The sequence below is a fragment of the Paenibacillus massiliensis subsp. panacisoli DSM 21345 genome (assembly GCF_000426545.1).
GTDB classification, from domain to species: Bacteria; Bacillota; Bacilli; order Paenibacillales; family Paenibacillaceae; genus Paenibacillus; species Paenibacillus panacisoli.
This window is the reverse complement of sequence record NZ_AUFO01000010.1, coordinates 127,368-148,688: the sequence shown is the minus strand read 5'-3', so window position 1 is coordinate 148,688 and position 21,321 is coordinate 127,368. Positions and strand designations below refer to the sequence as shown.

17 protein-coding genes are annotated in these 21,321 nt (G+C 49.9%); 5 read left to right on the top strand and 12 right to left on the bottom strand.

Features of this window, described 5'->3' with window-relative positions:
* Positions 1-63: 63 nt before the first annotated feature.
* The 5 genes from K331_RS0108900 to galE all read right to left on the bottom strand — a co-directional run bounded on the left by K331_RS0108900 (position 64) and on the right by galE (position 6,711).
* Positions 64-1,644, bottom strand: coding sequence for a flotillin family protein (locus K331_RS0108900; RefSeq protein WP_018884705.1), 1,581 nt, complete (start codon positions 1,642-1,644; stop codon positions 64-66).
* 30 nt (positions 1,645-1,674) lie between these two features.
* A complete protein-coding gene (locus K331_RS0108895; protein ID WP_028590019.1) occupies positions 1,675-2,193 on the bottom strand; it encodes a membrane protease regulatory membrane protein in 519 nt (172 codons plus the stop codon).
* A 360-nt stretch (positions 2,194-2,553) separates the two neighbouring features.
* Complete coding sequence (locus tag K331_RS0108890) at positions 2,554-3,717, bottom strand: iron-containing alcohol dehydrogenase (protein WP_028590018.1); 1,164 nt, start codon at positions 3,715-3,717, stop codon at positions 2,554-2,556.
* A gap of 376 nt (positions 3,718-4,093) precedes the next feature.
* Positions 4,094-5,695 carry a UDP-glucose--hexose-1-phosphate uridylyltransferase gene (locus K331_RS0108885; protein ID WP_028590017.1) on the bottom strand — a complete coding sequence of 534 codons (1,602 nt, stop codon included), beginning with the start codon at positions 5,693-5,695 and terminating at the stop codon, positions 4,094-4,096.
* Between the two features lie 29 nt (positions 5,696-5,724).
* Positions 5,725-6,711 carry a UDP-glucose 4-epimerase GalE gene (galE, locus tag K331_RS0108880; RefSeq protein ID WP_028590016.1) on the bottom strand — a complete coding sequence of 329 codons (987 nt, stop codon included), beginning with the start codon at positions 6,709-6,711 and terminating at the stop codon, positions 5,725-5,727.
* Between the two features lie 389 nt (positions 6,712-7,100).
* On the opposite strand from galE, the gene K331_RS0108875 reads away from it, so the two are divergent.
* The gene (locus tag K331_RS0108875; protein WP_028590015.1) at positions 7,101-7,961 is read left to right on the top strand and encodes an AraC family transcriptional regulator; all 861 of its coding nucleotides are present in this window, start codon (positions 7,101-7,103) and stop codon (positions 7,959-7,961) included.
* Positions 7,962-8,182: 221 nt separating this feature from the next.
* On the opposite strand, the gene mgrA is transcribed toward K331_RS0108875, so the two are convergent.
* The 5 genes from mgrA to K331_RS0108850 form a co-directional block, all read right to left on the bottom strand.
* Entirely contained in the window at positions 8,183-9,199 is a 1,017-nt protein-coding gene (mgrA, locus tag K331_RS0108870) for an L-glyceraldehyde 3-phosphate reductase (protein ID WP_028590014.1), read from the bottom strand.
* 88 nt (positions 9,200-9,287) lie between these two features.
* Positions 9,288-10,028 carry an NAD-dependent protein deacylase gene (locus K331_RS0108865; protein WP_028590013.1) on the bottom strand — a complete coding sequence of 247 codons (741 nt, stop codon included), beginning with the start codon at positions 10,026-10,028 and terminating at the stop codon, positions 9,288-9,290.
* A 55-nt stretch (positions 10,029-10,083) separates the two neighbouring features.
* The gene (locus K331_RS0108860) at positions 10,084-10,860 is read right to left on the bottom strand and encodes an HAD family hydrolase (RefSeq protein ID WP_028590012.1); all 777 of its coding nucleotides are present in this window, start codon (positions 10,858-10,860) and stop codon (positions 10,084-10,086) included.
* Positions 10,861-10,902: 42 nt separating this feature from the next.
* Positions 10,903-11,718: an alpha/beta fold hydrolase gene (locus K331_RS0108855; RefSeq protein ID WP_028590011.1), complete on the bottom strand. Its 816-nt coding sequence runs from the start codon at positions 11,716-11,718 to the stop codon at positions 10,903-10,905.
* A gap of 133 nt (positions 11,719-11,851) precedes the next feature.
* Entirely contained in the window at positions 11,852-12,520 is a 669-nt protein-coding gene (locus tag K331_RS0108850; protein WP_028590010.1) for a bifunctional 2-keto-4-hydroxyglutarate aldolase/2-keto-3-deoxy-6-phosphogluconate aldolase, read from the bottom strand.
* 392 nt (positions 12,521-12,912) lie between these two features.
* On the opposite strand from K331_RS0108850, the gene K331_RS0108845 reads away from it, so the two are divergent.
* From K331_RS0108845 to ilvD, 3 genes are all read left to right on the top strand, one after another.
* Positions 12,913-13,953: an acyltransferase family protein gene (locus K331_RS0108845; protein WP_028590009.1), complete on the top strand. Its 1,041-nt coding sequence runs from the start codon at positions 12,913-12,915 to the stop codon at positions 13,951-13,953.
* A gap of 165 nt (positions 13,954-14,118) precedes the next feature.
* Positions 14,119-14,367 (top strand): KGG domain-containing protein, encoded by a 249-nt coding sequence (locus K331_RS0108840; RefSeq protein ID WP_028590008.1) that lies wholly within the window; start codon positions 14,119-14,121, stop codon positions 14,365-14,367.
* Between the two features lie 232 nt (positions 14,368-14,599).
* Positions 14,600-16,288: a dihydroxy-acid dehydratase gene (ilvD, locus tag K331_RS0108835; protein WP_018884718.1), complete on the top strand. Its 1,689-nt coding sequence runs from the start codon at positions 14,600-14,602 to the stop codon at positions 16,286-16,288.
* A 131-nt stretch (positions 16,289-16,419) separates the two neighbouring features.
* On the opposite strand, the gene K331_RS0108830 is transcribed toward ilvD, so the two are convergent.
* Positions 16,420-17,880 carry a polysaccharide deacetylase family protein gene (locus K331_RS0108830; RefSeq protein ID WP_028590007.1) on the bottom strand — a complete coding sequence of 487 codons (1,461 nt, stop codon included), beginning with the start codon at positions 17,878-17,880 and terminating at the stop codon, positions 16,420-16,422.
* Positions 17,881-18,238: 358 nt separating this feature from the next.
* Here K331_RS0108830 and K331_RS29150 point away from each other — a divergent pair, with 358 nt between their 5' ends.
* Positions 18,239-19,372, top strand: a complete 1,134-nt coding sequence (locus K331_RS29150) for an AI-2E family transporter (RefSeq protein ID WP_156897630.1) — start codon at positions 18,239-18,241, stop codon at positions 19,370-19,372.
* Here K331_RS29150 and K331_RS29145 read toward each other — a convergent pair.
* A complete protein-coding gene (locus tag K331_RS29145) occupies positions 19,349-21,229 on the bottom strand; it encodes a peptidoglycan D,D-transpeptidase FtsI family protein (protein ID WP_051289729.1) in 1,881 nt (626 codons plus the stop codon). The two genes, K331_RS29150 and K331_RS29145, sit on opposite strands and share 24 nt — an antisense overlap.
* Positions 21,230-21,321 lie beyond the last annotated feature (92 nt).

The window sequence follows — 21,321 nt, the reverse complement described above, 5'->3', positions numbered from 1 at the left end:
CTTTGCAGGGGGCTGTCGCCAAATTCATATCAAATTATGAATTAATCCTTAGACCGACTAAGGCTACTCTTCAATTCGACGTTTCCCTGACTCTGACGGAGCTTGCTCGGTAGCAGGCACTGCTGTTACCGTCGATGCTGCTCCATCAGTCGGCACCGTGAATGCAGGTGTACCCGTTTTACCTTTGGTAAGTCCATGGATCAGACTCTCCACGTCAATTCCGGATACGCTCTTCAGCATCTCTGGGGCCGTGGACATCAGTTCTGTAACATAATTGCTCACTCTTGCAGCTCCAGCGCCGTCTCCCTTGCCTGTATCAACGACAGTCAGCTTCTCAATAGAAGCGATTGGCTCTGCAATCTTGCCAGCCAGTTCAGGCAGCATTTTGACAATGATATCGAGCACAGCAGCCTCTCCGAACTTCTGGAAGGCCTCGGCAAGCTTTTCCTTCGCTTCGGCTTCAGCCAGACCACGCAGTCGGATAACTTCCGCATCAGCAGTACCTTTGGCAAGCTCAGCATCCGCGACCGCCTGACCTTCGAGCCGTTTTTGCTCGGCTGTAGCCTTGGCTTGTGTCTCAATGGAGTACTGTACCGCATCAGCTTCCCGCATTTTACGCGCCTTATCCGCTTCGGCAGCTTGCTCGACCGCGTAACGGTCTGCTTCAGCCTTCTTCTTCACCTCAGCATCATACTGCTTCTCGCGCACTTGAATTTCCTTGCCCTGAATGTCGATCTCCCGCTCCTTGCGCACGAGCTCGACCTTCATTTGCTCCTCGACCACGGTCTGCTTGGCACGCGCCTCTTGAATATGATAGGCCTGATCCGCTTCGGCCTTCGCCGTATCCTGATCCTTCTTAAACGCAGCGACCTTCAGTTCCTTATCCTTCTCAGCCTCAGCAATGTTGGTATCCCGCAACAGCTCAGCCTTTTGACCCTCTTGCTCAGCCCGCGCCTTCTGAATCCGCGCATCCCGAACAGCCTCAGCTTCTGCAATCTCTGCATCACGTTTGACTGCTGCAATCCGCGGTTTACCGAGCGCATCCAGGTAGCCATGCTTATCACGTACATCCTTGATTGTGAACGAGACAATTTGCAGTCCCATTTTCTTCAAATCACGTGCAGCGACGCCCTGTACCTCTTGGGCAAACCGATCACGATTACGATATACCTCTTCTACAGTCATCGTCCCCAATATCGCACGCAGATGACCTTCAAGGACTTCCTGAGCTTCGCTTCTCAGCGCCTCAAGCGGCTTGCCGATGAACTGTTCAGCAGCAGTAGCCACATCCTCTATGGAACTGCCCACCTTGATAATAGCAACTCCGTCTGCAATAACAGGAACCCCTTGCTCCGTATATACTTCAGGAGTCGTCACATCGAGCTTGTGTGACAGCAAGGAAATGAATTCGGATTGCTGAAAGATTGGCCAAATGAACGCACCGCCACCACGCACAATCTTGATTTTTCGACCCGAATCGTCCTCAGAGATGTTCTTGTTTCCCAGAAAGGACCCCGTTACGATCATCGCCTCATCCGGGCCAACCGTCTTATAACGGGCCCAGAACGCAATACCCATAACCACAATCACAGCTACTACAATACCGGGAATAAGTATTACATCCATGTTAATCAAATCCTGCATGTTCTTCATCCTCTCCCCTATGTATTCGTCTTACACATTAAGATCAGAGACTACCAACACACCATCAGTGACTTCTATGACCACTACGCGGGTACCTGCAGCAAGCGGCTTATGCTCGAAGCTTGATGCTGTATGGATCGTATTTGCCGCCCCCAGCTTCACCATGACCTCTCCGAAGCCCTTGGCGGGCACAGGAATCGTAATCTCTCCAATCTTCCCGCCCAGCTCCTTCATGGAAAAGCCAGTAGATACTTCACTGTTCATCATGGGCTTCACAAATGCAAGGAACACCACCACAGCAACCAGGAAAGCGATCAACAGGGCTGCAATCAAGACGGTGGTACTCCCTAGGTTCGTGTATTTGCTTAGTAAAATACCGGCTCCGCCAAATGTCGTAGCCGCTCCTGCCAGTACTACAGGATTGAGCCAATCAATACCAGCCAGATCGAATACGCCATCAAGCCAGCTACCTAGCACATCGCCAATCAATACACTTACAATTGTAAAGAGTGCTCCGCCGATCAAGAATCCCCAGAAGACCGTTTCCAGCATAACCAGACCTCCTTTGTCCGTCGCTGATCTTATATCAATACATACGTATGTTGCCAATGCTAAGTTTCAGATATTTTCCTAAAGTTCGAATTATTACCCAGCTAATCCTCTGAATCCCTGAATATGAAGTACTCATTGTGTCGCTTCATCATCTATATATCTTACCTAAAATGTAATATTACGTCTATGACTTTGCGACTCACATCCACTCTACTTCTCGATGAACGACAAGAAACCGGCAGTCTGATCCAAGACCGCCGGTTTCTGCAAGGCTACTTTGTTAAGCTGCTACTCGATCAGCTGCCATTGGCCGAGTAGTAGAACACAGTACGCATGTAATTATGAAGTGTAAATATACTACAACGAAGCTTGATAGATGCTGACTACATCCTCACGCTGCAGTTTCTTGAAGTTACCGAATGGTCCAAAGCGCATCGCTTTGTCTGCCATCAGTTCGATGTCCTTATCCGTAATATCGTAGTCTGCCAGACGACTTGGCGCACCAATCGAGCTCCAGAAGCTGCGCAGCGCTTCAATGCCTTCTTCAGCTACCTGACGCTCAGATTTGCCCTCAGCATTCACATTGAACACTTGAACAGCCATACGTGCGAAACGCTCAGGCTTCACGTCGATATTGTGCTTCATCCAGTTCGGGAACAGAATGGCCAGACCACCACCATGCGGAATGTCGTACACAGCAGATACAGCATGCTCAATATTGTGCGTTGCCCAGTCACCAGCCAGCCCCATATTCAGGAATCCGTTCAGTGCCATAGTACCACAGAACATAACCGTCTCGCGCAGCTCGTAATTGTCGAGATCATCCACCAGCTTCGGCGCTGCCTCGATGACAGCACGCAGAATAGTCTCACACCAACCCAATTGTACCGGAGTGTTCGTATCCAAGTGGAAGTAGTGCTCAAGGACGTGAGACATCATGTCCACCATACCGTATACTGTCTGATCTCTAGGCAAAGAGAAGGTGTAAGTCGGGTCCAAGATGGAGAACGCAGGGTATACCAGTGGGCTACCCCAACCTAGCTTCTCCTGAGTAGCTTCATTGGTGATCACTGAGCCTGAGTTCATCTCGGAGCCCGTTGCAGCCATCGTCAGCACAGTTCCGTATGGAAGTGCTGCCGTCGGTACAGCCTTACGCTCAACGAAATCCCACATATCGCCATCATACTTCGCACCAACCGCGATCGCCTTCGTACAATCCAGCACACTGCCTCCACCTACAGCAAGGATGAAGTCAATGTCATGCTGCTTGCACAGCTCGACGCCCTTATGTACTGTCGCAAGACGCGGATTGGGCTCGACACCAGCGAGCTCTGTAATCTCTACCTCAGCTTGCTTGAGGAAGCCGATGACTTCTTCATAGAGACCGCTTCGCTTGATGCTACCACCGCCGTAGACCAGCAGTACGCGCTTACCGTACTTGGGAATTTCCCGAGTCAGCACTTCAAGCTTGCCCTGACCAAAAATAAGACGAGTAGGATTATGGAATTCAAATGCTCTCATCGTGGATGTTCGCCTCCGATTCATTTCTTAATTTCACTTCTTGCTTCTACTTCTTCGTTGTACTTCTTGGTTTGTTCTTAACCAGCGTTCATGTCACGCACTCCTACATTATAACGCCTTTAGACACAAAATAACAAATCTCAGTATATTGCGCACGATTTAATGACGAAGTATTGGTATGCTTTTTTAGAAGTACAGCAATCAGGAATATTCAATAGATTGCTCTGTATAAATAAACAACAGATTGCACTGCATAGATGAACAACACAAAGAGCAAGTCCTGCTTCTGCAGCAGAGCTTGCCCTTCGTGTATAGTTTGATATTTGGATTATCAATCAATTATCACATTAGATAATCACATTTGAGACAATCACACTTACTCACGGTATCCAAGGCTATTCAGGAAGGCTGCAAAGGCCTTCTGACCCTGAGCATCCCGTTTGAATACGCCCGCATGCTCCAGAATCTCGCTGAACTTCAGCCCAACCTCATTCTGGATGATCTCAACAGCCTGATCCTTATCAAGGCTGCTACCATGACGTTCAATCAGTGACCCGATCCACTCGGCATGCTTGTTGAGCGGATGTGTCTCATCCTTCTGAATTGCCGGCTCCAGCGGAGCACTGCTGCTCAGCAAGTCTGCAATGCCATCCAGCTCTTCCTTCAGGCGGCCCGGCAGGATCGCGAGACCCATGACCTCAATCAGTCCAATGTTTTCTTTCTTCAGATGGTGCATCTCACGATGAGGGTGGAAGATCCCTTCCGGATACTGCTCATTGGTACGGTTGTTACGCAGCACCAGATCCATTTCATACTCACCATTCTTACCACGGCGTACAATTGGTGTAACCGTATTGTGCGGCACTTGCTCACCATTCTCATCAGAGAAGGACAGAATATCTACTTCTGCATCGCTGTATTGCTTCCACGCTTCATAGAGCGCGTTGCCGGCCTCTAACAGCTGCTCAGGATTGTTAGAGCTTAGACGAACGACCGACATTGGCCATTTAACCGTTGCGACCTGCACCTCAGGGAATGCTTCACTGCGATATACGGCTTCACGCTGAGCCAGCTGAATCGGGAAGGTATGCTTGCCCCCCTGGAAATGGTCATGTGTCAAGATCGAGCCACCTACGATTGGCAGGTCTGCATTCGAGCCGATAAAGTAATGCGGGAAGTCCGTTGTGAACGCCAGCAAACGGCGCAGCGTATCCTTTGTAAGCTTCATTGGGACATGATCATGATGGAAAATGATACAGTGCTCGTTGTAGTACACATATGGAGAGTACTGGAACAACCACGGCTCCTCAATCAGCTTAAGTGGAATGACGCGCAGATTCTGACGGGCAGGGTGATTCACGCGACCTGCATAGCCCACATTCTCCCGGCAGAGCTGACATTTAGGATAGACAGGAGGCGGAAGCAGCTTCGCCATGGCAATCTCCTTCGGGCTCTTCTCCGGCTTCGAGAGATTGATGGTAATCTCCATGTCTCCGTAATCCGTAGGCTGCTTCCAATATACATTCTTATTGACCCGGTCCATGCGGATATAGTTGGAGTCAATGGATAGCTTGTAAAATTGATTCGTTGCCGCCTCAATCCCCTGCTCTGTCTGTGTCTGTCTGAAGGTACGAATGACATCCGATGGACGAGCCATCAATTGGCCCATAATCTTGGCATCCAGCAGATCACGATACGTATCTGTGTTCTCAGGAATTAAGCCCAGCTCGTAGCCATAATCAATCAATGTATCCAGCATTGACTGCGGGCTGTCCGGGATATCCAGTTCCTCATGACCAGCATAAGGCTCGGAGAAGCCAAATTGCTCCAGCAGCAGATTACGACTATAATCGTAATCCGTCTCTTCAATCAGCCCTTGCTTCGCAGCAAAGCCTGTCAGTCTATCAATAGCCTGAAGCGCGCTTTGCGCTCCGGCAGTAAGTTCCGTGTCTGGTGATGCTTGTGTTCCCTTCGCCATGATGGGCCTCCTTTGATCCTTGAGGTATATTACTCGCCGTAGCCGTCAGGATGGGACTGATGCCAGCTCCAGGCTCCGCTGATAATATCAGCAAGCTCGGTGCGGCTAGGATTCCAACCGAGCACGGTCCGTGCTTTATTCGAGGAAGCAACCAGAATCGCAGGATCACCTGCACGACGCGCCTCCATAACTACTGGAATATCAAGGCCAGTCACCTGCTTCGCTGTCTCAATCACTTCCTTGACGGAGAAGCCTTGACCGTTACCGAGGTTAAATACATTGCTGTCGTTGCCCTCGCGCAGATAACCGACTGCGCGCAGATGTGCATCAGCCAGATCACTCACGTGGATGTAGTCACGAATACATGTTCCATCCGGTGTGGGGTAGTCATCACCGAAGACAGAGATATGCGGACGCTGCTTCAAGGCTGTCTGCAGTACCAATGGAATCAGATGACTCTCAGGACGGTGATCCTCGCCGATCTTGCCGCTCACATGAGCGCCTGCCGCATTGAAGTAGCGCAGGGATACATATTTAATGCCCAGCACCTTGTCGAACCAGGACATCATGCGCTCCATCATCAGTTTGGTCTCACCATAGACGTTGGTAGGCTCCGTACGGTCAGTCTCTTCAATGGGTACCTTTTCCGGCTCACCATAGGTAGCTGCTGTAGAGGAGAAGACAATTCTGGATACCTTGGCTGCACTCATTGCTTCCAGCAGGCACAATGTGCCAAATACGTTATTATCATAGTATTTAGCTGGGTCCTTCATACTTTCGCCTACCAGGGAATTTGCTGCAAAGTGAATAACCGCATCAATCTGATTCTCCGCAAACACAGTCGTCAGGAGCTCCTTGTCACGCAGATCGCCTTCATACAGCTTACCGCCAAGAAGCGATTCCTTGTGTCCTGTCTGCAGATTATCAACGACTACAACCTCTTCACCCTTCTCAAGCAATGCTGCCACCGTATGAGAACCGATATAACCTGCTCCACCAGTTACCAAAATAGCCATTTTCCAAATCCCCTTTCTATTAGTTACTGCATGAATATCACATGTATAAGAGTTTGTTTCAAAACAACAACCGCAACAAAAGATGAGCACTTGCGCTCCAGTGTACCATACATGACATGTGATGAATGCCATGCTAAAAAGATCATTTCATTGATGAATCCAAGCCTCGGCTATCATTCAGAATGTTACTTCGGGCATGCCCCTTACACTGATCAGTATATAGAACACACAGCCGATATGTAATGTATTGATGTGTTATCCATATGGATAAATGTGACTTCACAGTTTATACTACAACATGAAGCGTACACACACAATTCAAGAGAATAACGAACCACAGCTTCTACTCTTTTTTACGAACATGTAAAAGCAAGGAGTGATACCCGCCCATGTCCGCCGATTACTCGTACGCTATAGCCTCTAACCCGGTCTATTATGATCAGAGCAGACTCCATGTGCTATTTGCCGGGGAGAGCCAGACCCATCCTGGGCACTCGCTCGGTCCCAAGCTCTACGATTATTATCTGCTTCATTTCGTTGAATCCGGTCAAGGGGTATTTCGCACAGAGCAGCAAAGCTATTCCCTGCAGACTCACGACTGCTTCCTGATCCATCCTGAGCAGCTCGTCAGCTACGCTTCCAATCAGGAGGAGCCTTGGAAATACAGATGGGCAGCCTTCACGGGCAGCGCCTCTCACGCCTTGGTTCGTCAAGCAGGCTTTACCACTGGAGCGACTGTATTCCGGGCTGCCGAGCATAGCTGTATTCCTGAATGGATTAAGAGCATGCAGCAGGGCTTCAACACGCGCAAGAGCAGCTCGCATCCCGCAGCGATCGGGTATCTTCATTTGATCATGGCGGAAGCCATGGACCACTTGGCCGAGGAACTGCCGTTAGCAGGACCTGAATCACACCTTCGCTCAACAGTCCGGCAGATGATTCAATACATGGGTACCCAATATGCCCATCCCGTGTCGATTGAGGATATGGCTACAGGTCTGGGATACAACCGTGCTTATCTATCCCGCATATTCAAGCAGGAAACGGGCGTATCGCCAGTGACTTATCTGCTGAAGCTTCGTATAGACAAATCACGGCAGCTGCTCCGGGAACGGCCCGGACTCTCCATCGAACAAGTAGCGGCCTCCGTTGGAATGCAGGATGCCCTATATTTCTCCAGACAATTCAGCAGACTGTATGGGCAATCGCCAAGCGAATATCGGCGCTCGATTCTTGCAGGCTCCTCCTGAGTGTGCGAGCTGAGCTAGGGCCCTGCTACGAATACATAAAGCTGGCCCGCTTGGACATCCAAGCGGGCTGATTGAGCTGTTCATCTATAGTGACTCTAATGAAAGTGATTACGTGATTACGTCTAGAGTAACACAAACTCTAGTGATGATAACGATATTAGTGAAGATCACGAACTCGTGACTACCTTGTAGCAGATACGCTTAAAGCATACCACTTCTAATTAAGACTTGGAGCCCTCTTGGCCGGAGGAGTGCAGAATGGAATCAATCCGTTCCAGCTCTTCTGTCGAGAAGTCCAGATTAGAGAGTGCTGCCACGTTCTCTTCAATCTGTTCTGGACGACTTGCACCTATGAGCGCAGAGGTTACACGTCCCTCACGAAGCACCCAGGCAAGAGCGAATTGAGCCAGACTCTGACCTCTTGCACCCGCCATCTGGTTCAAGGCTCTCACCTTGCGCAGCATCTCTGGTGTTATATTATTGGAGTTCAGGAACTGTGAAGCGCCTGCAGCGCGAGAATCATCCGGGATACCATTCAGATATTTATTGGTAAGCAGTCCTTGCGCCAACGGGCAAAATGCGATACTGCCCACTCCGTTCTCATCAAGCACGTCCTGCAAACCCTCTTCAATCCAGCGGTTCAGCAAGGAATACATGGGCTGATGGATGAGAAGTGGTGTCCCGAGCTCTTTCAAGATTCGAGCCGCTTCAGCAGTCTGCTCGGCACTATAGCTGGATATCCCTACGTAAAGGGCCTTCCCGGAACGGACAATGTGATCCAGTGCCATCATTGTCTCCTCAAGCGGAGTATCCGGATCAAAGCGATGGGAGTAGAAAATATCCACATAATCAAGCCCCATGCGCTTCAGACTCTGATCCAGACTTGAGACCAGATATTTACGAGAACCCCATTCACCGTATGGTCCAGGCCACATATAGTAACCTGCTTTGGTAGAGATGACCATCTCATCGCGATATGCCTTAAGGTCACTTGCCAGAACCTGCCCGAACAATTGCTCAGCAGATCCTGCTGGAGGACCATAATTATTTGCCAAATCAAAATGGGTAATCCCCAGATCAAACGCTCTTGTCAACATATTCCGACCATTCTCGGCGTTGTTGGTGCCACCAAAGTTATGCCACAGTCCCAGAGAAATAGCCGGGAGCTTCAGGCCAGATTTGCCTGTACGATTATATTTCATATGCTCATAACGATCTTCACCAGCTAAATAAACCATTGCTTTACCCGCCCCTCTCCACTCATGATTGTGTTTTCTTTCCTACGGAACATCATACGCCCTTGACAACCTTTTTACAAGAAAACGATTACACTACCAACCTTCCTACCTCATGCATAATCTGTCCGATCGGTTCGGTTAACAACAGGTCCGCCCGATGGTCATACGGAGTCGGGTCCGCATTCAACAATACCGTGCGTTCTCCTTGAAAATAAGTAATTAAGGAAGCAGCCGGATGAACGGTCAATGACGTGCCGCCAATTAACAGTAAATCAGCCTCTGCTATAGCCTCCACTGCATCTGATAAAGTCTTGTGGTTCAATTCCTCTTCATATAACACCACATCAGGCTTGATCATGGCTCCGTCATGCGGACAGACAGGCACGGTGCTCTCATTGTCCATAATCTCTGCAAGGGAATAAAAGCGTAAGCAGTTCATACAGTAATTGCGATGCACAGACCCATGAAGCTCCAGCACACGCTGGCTGCCAGCCTTTTGATGCAGACCATCAATATTCTGCGTGATAACCGCGGACAGCCTGCCTTCAGCTTCTAGCCTGGCCAGCAATTCATGACAACCATTAGGCTTAGCATTCGGATGCAGCATCTTGCGACGATAAAAGTCAAAGAAGACGTTCGGGTGTTCCAGGAAAAAGGTCTTGCTCAGCATAACCTCCGGTGGGTAAGGCAGCTTTTCTTCATTTCGATACAGTCCTGCGGCTGACCGAAAATCCGGAATTCCACTCTCCGTGGACGTTCCTGCCCCACCAAAAAATACGATTTTGCTGCTGTCTGTAATCCATGAAGCTAGTGTCTGTTTTTTGTCCATACCAGCATCACCTCATTAATTGTCTCCATAGAATAACATGCAACCCTATAATTCATTACACAAAACTCTGTCGTACTATAATCTCATCATAGCTGTGAATGATATCATCTGCATCCAGCAGATATGTTGCTGACTCCGACTCTGCAGCATAGCCAATCTTCAATGCCGCTCCAGCGAGTCTGCCCATCTGCATGTCTCCATTCGTATCCCCGATCAGTACGGTCTCAGACGGACTGACCCGGAGCTGGGCGCAGGCATGGAGCATCATGGCAGGATCAGGCTTACTATGTACGACCTGGTCATAGCCTACCACTGTCGCAAAATAAGAATGGATTCCCAGCCAATGGAGATGCTCCTCCGCTTCCTTCGTTCCATCCGCCGTAACCACTCCCATGACAATCCCGGCTTGGTGACACTGTTGCAGCAAACTCAACAAGCCTGCCGGCAGATTTGCCGGCCTCTGTTGCCGGATTTCCTGCGTCGCCACTAAGGCCAACTCACGTACACGCAGCACCGCCTCATTCCAAGGCTTACCAGCGGCATACAGCTGCCAAGCCAGAACAGCGGTTGTCTCCTCAATCGATCCCATGGCCAATGGACCACTGCGGTCATAGCCCATCGGCTCACCATCCGCATTATGAGTTGTACCAAGTACCCGGTGCTTCGAGCCTGTAAAGCTGCCCTTCAGCCCTTGAAGCTCTTGCTCAAGCATCTCCAGCAGCGTACGAGTCCAAGGTCCCCACATTTGCCAGAAGTCCAGCAGCGTGCCATCCTTATCGAACAGGACGGCTCTGCAGGGATGTCGTCTTCCTTTTACAAGCAACTCAGCCATTCCAATCTTCTCCTTAGAGGGGACATAGGTATTAGACAAGTCTTATTGGGAGGATGCATCAACATCGACAGTCGCAGTTAACCAGTCCAGCATAACCTGTGCTGTGCGGCTTTCCTGCTCTTCTGCGGTAATTGTAGCCACTCCATCCCCCTTTTGCGGGCCATAGCTTCCATATTGAGCATGATTTCCACCTTCTACGGTGTAGTACAACGTACTATCAGGCAGATTAGCTCGTCCACTCTGATATTTCTCCCTATTGATCACCTGATCCTGTGTACCCAGAATGGATAGCACTGGAAGGGACGTCTTATGCAGATCTGCCTTGCTGTCCGCATAAGACGCCAGAAGGAACAACCCTTGAATCTGACCTGAATGAGTCGCTGCATACCGCGCCGCCATGGCTCCGCCTAATGAGTGGCCCCCGATCACGAAGGACTCGTCAGGATAGGCAGCCAGAACAGCATTCGCCGCGTCAGGCTCCGTAAAAGCAAGGTTGAACTGCATTTTCACAATGACCGTATGATGCCCTTGCTCCGCGAGAGACTTCGCTAACGGTGCATAGCTCTTCGGGTCTACCAGTCCGCCTGGGTAGAAAATAACCCCTGTACCCTTGCCCGCTCCCTCTTCTGGCATGAAATCAATCCACTGCTCCGTCTCGGTCACCTTCACTTGAGCCTCTGCTGCGCTGCTGATAGCTGTCAGAGCCACCTCGTCTGCCTTGTAGGGTGTCAACACTTTCCAAGCACCCCAGCCGACAATAGCTACCAACAGAAGCAGCACTACCAGAAGCACCTTCCATACCATTCGGCGAGGCTGCCTCGCACTGTATACACTCATACCTTTACTTCGTCTTCTCATGCGAACCACCTTTTCGAATTGTCTAGTGAAGTACAAAAGTACAAAACTCCAACGCCACCATAATCGCAGCTTCGGAGTCTGATGTCGTCTTGCAAGGCTGGACCACCTCATGCTCACAGTCCAGCCCATTTTTCTACCGTCTATCCTTAGCCTCCCGGTAAGCCTTCATGTACTGCTCTGCCTTGGAACGTACCCGCTTCATATCTCCAGATTGGGTAGCCTCAGCCGTCAGATCTGAACCGATACCTACAGCCACAGCTCCACCTCGAATCCACTCCCCAAGATTAGCGACGGAGACACCACCCGTTGGCATGAAATTCGCCTGTGGCATGGGTCCCTTCATTGTCTTGATAATGGATGGTTCGTACACACTGCCTGGGAAGAGCTTTACAATATCCACGCCCCACTCCAGCGCTTGCTGAACCTCTGCCAAGGTCATAACCCCTGGCAAGATAGGCACACGATAGAGATTGCACAATCGGATCGTCTCCGAATTCAGCGATGGAGACACCACGAATTCAGCACCTGCCATAATGGCAGCTCTAGCAGAGTGTGGCTCCAGTACCGTACCCGCGCCAATGATAGCGAACCGATCCTCATGCTCTGCATTCCAGCTATAGATTCTGCTGAGGGATTCGATGGCACGCAAAGCTCCCGGAACTGTCAATGTAATTTCAATCGCCTTGATCCCACCCGCGATAGCCTGCTCAGCCATTTGCACGACCTGATCGCTGGAATCCCCCCGCAGCACAGCAACTACACCGCAGTCGACTATTTTTTGCACAAGTTGAATTTTTTTCATTACTTATTCTCCTTAGCACTTGTTTGATTGTATTCAGGACATCCCACAGCCTACACAGCTGATCCTATTCACGCTAGGTTAGACTCTTGGGTTCAATTATATAGGAGGACAGCTTGGATCAGGAACGCTAACTTGCCGCAAAGCCTTCATTGCAAAGGTATTTCATACTCCCAAGGGAAGATGCCCAGCTTTCGTTAGGGTACCATTGGTATAGGGGCAGGTCAAATTTGGAGCCATCGAACGTGTCAACGTTTCGACACAAATATGGGAGCTGAGAACGTTTTCCGTTGTGAAAAAAATCACTATTCAATGTCTTTAGCTAGCGTATTTTGAAAGTATAAAAAGATGATTTCATTATTACTTTTCATTATGTATTGATGGGGGAATACCGAATGACTGTACATGACACCTCGCGCGGTGACACCGTGCTGATCAACCTGCGGTTGCTGCTGATTTTTTGTGTATTTATTGGAAATGCTCTTGAGCCGCTGCTTGCTGACATGCCAATAGCCCAAGAGGTGTACACGTGGATATTTATGTTCCACATTCCACTGTTTGTATTTGTCACAGGATATTTTTCCAAATTTAATCTGCTCGGTTCGGGTAGTCGCAAGGTACTATTACAGATTGGACTTCAGTATTTGATATTTCAGACGCTCTATTCCTCTCTTGACGCCCTGTTCTTCCATGTACCTGGCATTCACCATTCATTCTTTGCACCATACTTGCTGCTGTGGTTCCTGGCTAGTCATATTTGTTGGCGGCTACTGATGATGCTCCTTATTCGGCTGTCTGTGACTTCACAGCTCGCTGTTGCCTTCGGACTTGGCATTATGATCGGATACCTTCCAGTGGACGGAATTTGGCTGAGCCTGAGCCGGACTTTCGTATTCATGCCATTCTTCGTCATTGGCTACCACTTCTCATATGAGAAGCTGGCCACATGGTGGACTCGCAAGGCAAGAGTGACGGCTATTATACTATCCTGCATGCTACTGTCGGTATCAGGCTTGATCGCTCAAGTACTCCCAGCGGGCTGGTTATACGGAAGCATGACCTACCCACAGCTGGGTCACACCGACTGGTATGCTGGTCTGTTCCGTATCGGTATCTACCTGCTACAGATCGCTGCCTCTGTCGTGTTCCTCGGATTCGTTCCACTAGCTGCCGGTTTCTGGACGGATATGGGCAGACGGACTCTCTATGTCTTCCTGCTGCATGGCTTTGTGATCCGGGCGGCTGTGATCTCAGGGATCTATAGCTACATTACACTTCCCTATGAGGCATTACTGCTCATCGTTACGGCTTGCGGGGCGACTGCCCTGCTGACGCTTCCGACGGTGAGAACACTATCGCACGCCATTGTAGAGCCTCGGACAGATTGGTTATTGCGCTACATGAAGCCAAGCCTGCGCCAGCCAAGAAAGGCGTGAATACGAATTCGATAAAGAATGAACAAGCCTGAATATTCATATCTCACATATCATCTGGGAACTATCGTGACTTGTTCCAGGCATCTTTTATCCTTGTTTCATGTCGCAGGGGAAGTGGTAAGTACAGGGTGCACACAACAAACTTGTCCCAAGGAGTGATTGGTTATGGCACCCCCCTCAGACAAAGGCAAGATGACACGGGCCGAAGCCGGAAGGCTTGGCGGGCAAGCCACCTCCAAGAAGCACAGTCGGGCTTTCTATCAGGGAATCGGCCGTAAAGGCGGTGTGACGACAGCAGAGACTCATACCACGGAGTTCTATCAAGAGATTGGCCGCAAGGGTGGAGAAGCCACTGCTGAGTCCCGGGATCGGGAATTTTATCAGGAAATCGGTCGCAAGGGCGGCAAAAAGTAATCCTCATCTCCATTTATGCACGTCACTGGGGCATATCCAGTTGACATGTCCGTTGAAGTCCCCATTATTTCTGGCAGTAGCCGGCTTCTGTGTGAGCCGGTTTTTTTGTGTATCCTCCAGCAAGGCCCATATAGCAAAAGCTGACTAGATGTGATAGACTCTTTAGAAAACATAAACGTTCATTAGCGCTCAACAGCGCTAAAATATACACCGATTGGGAGGATAAGTCAGCATGACAGCAAACAAAAAAATGCGCTCTGACATGATCAAAAAAGGCTTTGATCGTGCACCACACCGGAGCTTGCTGCGCGCAGCAGGAGTTAAGGAAGAGGATTTTGGCAAACCATTTATTGCCGTGTGCAACTCCTATATCGATATCGTTCCTGGACACGTACACCTTCAGGAATTCGGTAAGATCGTTAAAGAAGCGATTCGCGAAGCAGGCGGAGTCCCGTTCGAGTTCAATACCATCGGTGTTGATGACGGAATTGCTATGGGCCATATCGGCATGCGTTACTCTCTCCCAAGCCGTGAGATTATTGCCGATTCCCTGGAGACTGTCGTCTCGGCTCACTGGTTCGACGGAATGGTATGTATCCCTAACTGTGACAAGATCACGCCAGGCATGATGATGGGTGCGCTTCGCGTCAACATTCCGACGGTATTCGTCAGCGGTGGACCAATGAAGGCCGGTAAGGACAAGAACGGTCGCTCGATCTCCCTGACCTCCGTATTCGAGGGTGTAGGTGCTTATCAGGCAGGTAAGATTGATGATCAAAGCTTGCTGGAGCTTGAGCAATTTGGCTGTCCTACCTGCGGTTCCTGTTCAGGGATGTTCACAGCGAATTCCATGAACTGTCTTGCTGAAGCACTGGGACTGGCTCTGCCGGGCAACGGTACCATCCTGGCAGTCGCTGAGGAACGTAAAGAGTTCGTTCGTCAGTCTGCGAAGCAACTGATGGAGCTGATCAAGATTGATCTCAAGCCGCGTGACATCGTAACGAAGGAAGCGATTGACAATGCCTTCGCATTGGATATGGCGATGGGCGGTTCCACGAACACTGTACTGCATACACTGGCTTTGGCACATGAAGCTGAAGTAGATTATCCAATTGAGCGCATCAACGAAGTCGCTAACCGAGTACCACATCTGTCCAAGCTGGCTCCTGCCTCTGACTATCACATCGAGGATGTACACAATGCAGGCGGCGTAAGCGCGGTTCTGAACGAACTACTCAAGAAGCCAGGAGCGCTGCACGCGGACTGTATTACCGTGACAGGCAAGACGTTACGTGAGAATGTGGAAGGCCAAGAGATTCTGGATACGAACGTTATTCATAGGCTGGACAACCCTCATTCTGAGCGTGGTGGACTGGCTGTGCTCTTCGGCAATCTGGCCCCACAGGGCTCCATTATCAAGGTGGGAGCAGTTGATCCATCCGTTGGCGGCTATCACCGTGGACCTGCGATCTGCTTCGATTCCCAAGACGATGCGCTGTACGGAATCGCTAACGGTCATGTGAAGGAAGGCCACGTCGTGGTTATCCGTTATGAAGGACCTAAGGGTGGACCAGGTATGCCGGAAATGCTGGCACCAACCTCCCAAATCGTAGGTATGGGTCTGGGGGCCAAGGTAGGACTGATTACGGATGGCCGCTTCTCAGGGGCATCCCGCGGTATCTCGATCGGTCATATCTCACCAGAGGCCGCTGAGGGTGGACCGATTGCCTTCGTCGAGGACGGAGATTTCATTGAGCTGGATCTGAACAACCGCACCATCCAGCTGGAGATCAGTGACGAGGAATTCGATCGTCGTCGTGCCAACTGGAAAGGCTTCGAGCCAAAGGTGAAGACGGGGTATCTCGCCCGCTACTCCAAGCTTGTTACAAATGCGAGCAATGGCGGAATCATGAAAATCTAATCATAGCACCTAGCATGAACAAGAAGCACTGTAGCATACAACAAAAGCTGTCTCGGGCTTATCTAGCCTCGAAACAGCTTTTTTGTCTTACGGGTTACTTGTATTCTGCTAATTAGCCCATGAAGTCGCTGTTAGGCCGTGGTGCCTGTGCTGTTCACTTGGGCAGCAGTTGCCGATTCCATGTCCACGATCTCATTGTCATAGTCCGCTCCCGCTTCTGCTGACTTGGATAGGCGGTTGCTTGTGCCACCATATCGACTCTTCAGGATGCTGACAGGCATTACGATTCGCTTGGGGATCAGGGTCGCTCTTACCGCAGTTTCACGGCCGGATCTCTGTTGCTCTGCTCGAAGCTCTCCCTTCCTGAAGCGTCTCTGTCCAGCAGGGTGAATAACCAATAGCAGCAAAGCCAGGTACCAGCGCGAAGCTGTAGCAAATAGCCCTCGTGGTAATTCTTCTACGATGAAGCCCAGCTTCTCGGCTCCCCTATTAATCATGCTTACACCATACAGTGCCTTTACATTTGTAAGACCCGGCTCCTCGGCAATCCGGGTTGCCAGAGCGGGAAGCTGCTGCTCTACACCGCGAATCATCTGAATAGCAATGTGGAGCGTGGATTTTGCGCTAGCGCCGATCTCATACAATCTACGATTGTCAAAATGCAGCTCCAGTACACTGTCCCCCTTGCTTAGCATAGAACCATCGCCTAGCTTGAGCTCTTCTCCCTGATAGGAGCGCTGTCTGTAATGCAGCAATGGAGCGTCCTTCGAAGCTGGCTGGAGATGGAAGAGACTTTGGAACAGCTTCTCGTATTGGAACCATAAGCGCAGTATGCCTCTTTTCAGCCAACCTGCATCGCTCTGTCGCTCCATCTCCTTACCCATGACTGCTTCAGCCTCCTCCATCTCATCAATTCTAATTCCCTTCATCCCCCGGTGCGCGGCTTCCTCCAGCAGCTTCTCGACAGCTAGCAGCATATTCTCTGGTGCCTGCGGGTCAGCTCCAAAGGTGGTCCCCCGATCATGCAGCAGCATAATCTCTCCTCCTCGCAGCTTCCTCAGCATACGTTCGGCAAGCCGATCAGCACCGAGTCGGAATCTCCAATCATAGAACATTGAGGACCAGAGCACGATTCTTTTTCCAGCTGAAGGGGAGAAATCAAACAGGTTAACCACTCCCCACGGAGGTCTATAATACATGACTGGCTGTCCAGTAACCTGATTAATAATCTGCTCGGTCCACTCAATCTGTCTACGCACCGTCTTGGGCCGCATTAACCAATTCGCCTTGTGCTCATAATTATGAATACCAATCAAATGCCCTTCCCGGTGCATTCTTCGCAATATCTCCGGATGCTCCTTGGCATGCATACCGACAACAAAGAAGGTCGCCTTCACCTTATAGCGTCGAAGCAGGTCCAATAGCTGTGGGGTGTAGACTGGATGCGGCCCATCATCGAAGGTTAATGCGAACGAATCCTGTATTTTCCCTCTACGTAGTACCCTGAACCCGAACAATCGGCTAATGACCAGTGGAATAAATGCATACAAAGAAGAAATGTACAATATCAACAACAGTAAGTTCTGCAGCATGAATATCCCCCACTTTTCCGTTTTGTCTTGGTATTCTCTAAGCATATGAACATGAACATACATAACACAGGTCGGTGATGCTGGTCATGCTCAAATTTGGGAACCATTCTCCAAATATCATCGTATATGTACACAGTTCAGTATATTGAACCCTTTCAGATGCCCCGTGGTACTGGATAAATCACTAGATATACTACATAGTTTAGAAGAATCATGATAACCTATAGAGGATTTATGTTGCCCCATATAGTGTATTTTGAAAAATGATTTAGATGTATGATACAAATGCACACATGATTAACTATGAGCAGGGTGCTACTATAGGCTCATCAATTGATTGAGAAAAGGAGACGGAATCATGCTACCATTATACAAAAAATACTGGCGCACCATATTTGACATCGCATTAATTGTCTTCACAGTCTATCTTATCATGTTACTGTTCAGTAAGTTATACCATTTGGCTGCTCCCGTATTTCTATCCTTCATCGTCTTCGCTTGTATTGAACCGCTGGCTCAATTTCTGCATCGCCGGGGAATGCGCAAAGCTTTCGCTTCAGCAATTTCCGTGCTGCTGTTCGCTGCTGTGCTCATCGGGGTCTTTCTCGGCTTAGGTGTCATTCTGGCGGTGCAATCCATGAAGCTGGCTGATGACATTCCACGCTATACAATGCTGATTCAGGATGCATTCCGGCAATCCAGCGTATTTGTACAGAGTCAGATCACGTCATTGCCTCCAAGCCTGACAGAACGTCTGAATGAATACTTCGAGACGATCACCAGCATGCTTGGCACATGGGGGGCGAGCCTTCTTCGCTGGCTGATTGGGTTTGTAGGCTCATCCTCTACTTTTATAGCCAATTTTGCCGTTGCTGTTATTTTAGCATTCTTTTTAAGTGTCGAGATTGATTTATGGAAGGTTATTGCCCGGAAAAAGACACCGCAAACCTTGAAAACAGCCTTTGATTTCTTCAAAAATCACGTCATCAAGGCCATTTTCTCGTATCTGCGTGCCCAATTTCTACTTGTCTCCATTACATTTGCGCTCATTTTTACCGGATTGCTTATTCTGGGGACAGGAAATGCCTTCTATATAGCTATTTTATGTGCTCTATTTGATCTTTTGCCACTGCTTGGTGTACCTGTAATTCTGTTGCCTTGGGCTATCTACCTGCTGATTGTAGGGCAGACTGGACTCGGTATTGGATTGATCGTACTGCTGGTTATTACAATGCTGGTACGTCAACTGGCCGAGCCTAAAATTGCGGGCAACTCCATCGGTGTGACATCTGCCTATCTCATGCTGTCATTCATGATTATTTCCTTGTCGATCTTCGGTGTCTCAGGACTGATCATGTCACCAATTCTGTTAATCCTGATCAAGGAGCTCATGCAGCAGGGCTACCTTCAACGCTGGATTCATCTACCTAAGGATGAATTCGAGGAATCTCCATTTCCTGGCCCGCATTCAGGAGGTCCGACTAGCAGCTGATGAAGATCGGGCCAGCAAATCCATCACCTGACCGAACAGTCGTGTTGCCTGATTGCCGATATTCTCCGGTCTATTCTTCACTAAGACTGCAACTGCATACTTAGGGTGCTCTACTGGGCCGTAACCAACAAACCATTGATGGTTGCGGCCTTGTCCTGTCTGCGCAGTGCCCGACTTACCTGCCAGATGCCAACTAGCTGATCGTAGAGAGCGGCCTGTCCCTTCATTCACGGTATCCCGCATCCACGCCAACAGCTGGCGAGCTGTCTCTGGTCGCAACCTGCCCGGCGTAGCTGGCATCGCATGTGGCCCAAGCTCCTTGAGCACACTTCCGTCACGGTACTTCACGCGACTGACCAGACGCGGGGAGAGGACCTGGCCTTCATGCAGCAAGGTTACTACCACATTCGCCGCCTGTAACGGGGTAATCATGACGTCCCTTTGGCCAATGGCTGTCTGGACCCGTATCCCTTCATCCTGCAGGTCTGCGCCAGAAGCATAAATGCGTCCCCCATGCTCATGCGCCAGTGGCTGCACGGTCGATATCCCAGGTATTCTGTTTTCCCGCCATCCGACCGCTTGACCAAGTCCTAGATGTCTGGCCATAATTAGGATATCTTCTGAACTTACCCGCTCAGCGAGGTGAGCAAACACTGTATTGCAGGAACGGGCGAAGCCCTCGCGCAGGCTCAGTCTTCCGTGACCTCCGGGGACAGGACAGGAAAGTCCATATTTACCAAAGTCCCCCTTACACTCGAAGACTTCATCCTCAGAAGTCTGATTCGCCTCCAGGGCAGCAGCAGCCGTCACAATCTTGAATACTGAGCCCGGAGCTGTTGCTTGTGTCGCATGATTAACCCACTGTCCCTGCTTCGGGTGGATATCATTTGGATTATAAAAGGGGCTGGATACCATAGCTACAATATCCGCATTCTCTACGTCCAGAACGACTACCGCTCCTTCCCCCATCCTCGACTGCTCCAGTAGCCCCTCAATCTTCTCCTGTATGGGCAGATCAATGGTGGTCTGTAGCCGCAAAGGATAATAGGGATTATCTGGCTTAATCATACGAAGCGCGGAGCCTGGAAGTGTTGCACGCACTGGATCAACCAAGTGCAGCATGACCGTCTTCCCACGGCTCTTGAGCAACGACTCGAATGCTTTCTCCAGACCCGATGCCCCTATTGCAAGGGATGTCTTCTTGCCAGGATCGTAGACGTATCCCAGCCACTGGCGTCCTGTAGCTGAGTTGGTATATCTTCTCACATACGGAAGCACCTCTACGGCATCACTGTGAATTCCACGAAGCTTATGGAGCTGCGCAGATTGCAGAGCTAACGGTTGGTTCACTGCATCTTTCCAGATAAACGGGGACCCCAGCGCCTCCCATTGCTGTCGCAGCTTAGTGACCCTGATCTTCAATATCGAAGCGAGTGTCTCTAGTTCTCCTTCGCTCAGCCGCTCATAGCCTCTCGGAAATAACACCGGCACCCAGATGCGTTCTCCCGTCAAGGGATGACCATTGCGATCCTCTATATGCCCTCGGCCATCATCCACCACAACCCCTTCCTGACGTTGTAATACTGACTGCTCGCCTATAGTCCTAGAAGACAGAACATTCTGTCCGACGTAAAAGCCCGCCTGCAGCCAGCCCAATCTGGCTATGATCAGAATGAGCAGGCTGCCAAAGAAGATCATGAGCGCTCGGATTCGATGTCTACGCTGTGCATTTTGTAGATACTGTTTGCTTAGTTTGTGCTTTGTATGCTGTGGATGCTGTGTACAATGTGAATCCGGTGTTCCTTGGATGCTGCAAGCTCTATTTTCCCGCTGCGCCGGTGCTCTCTGGCCTGCCATGGTAGGTCCTCCTTGCCGAACGATCCCTGGATGTGGAATATAGTATGCCCTTGGAAAGCAGACACCATCCAGCTTATTCCTGTAGAGCTAAG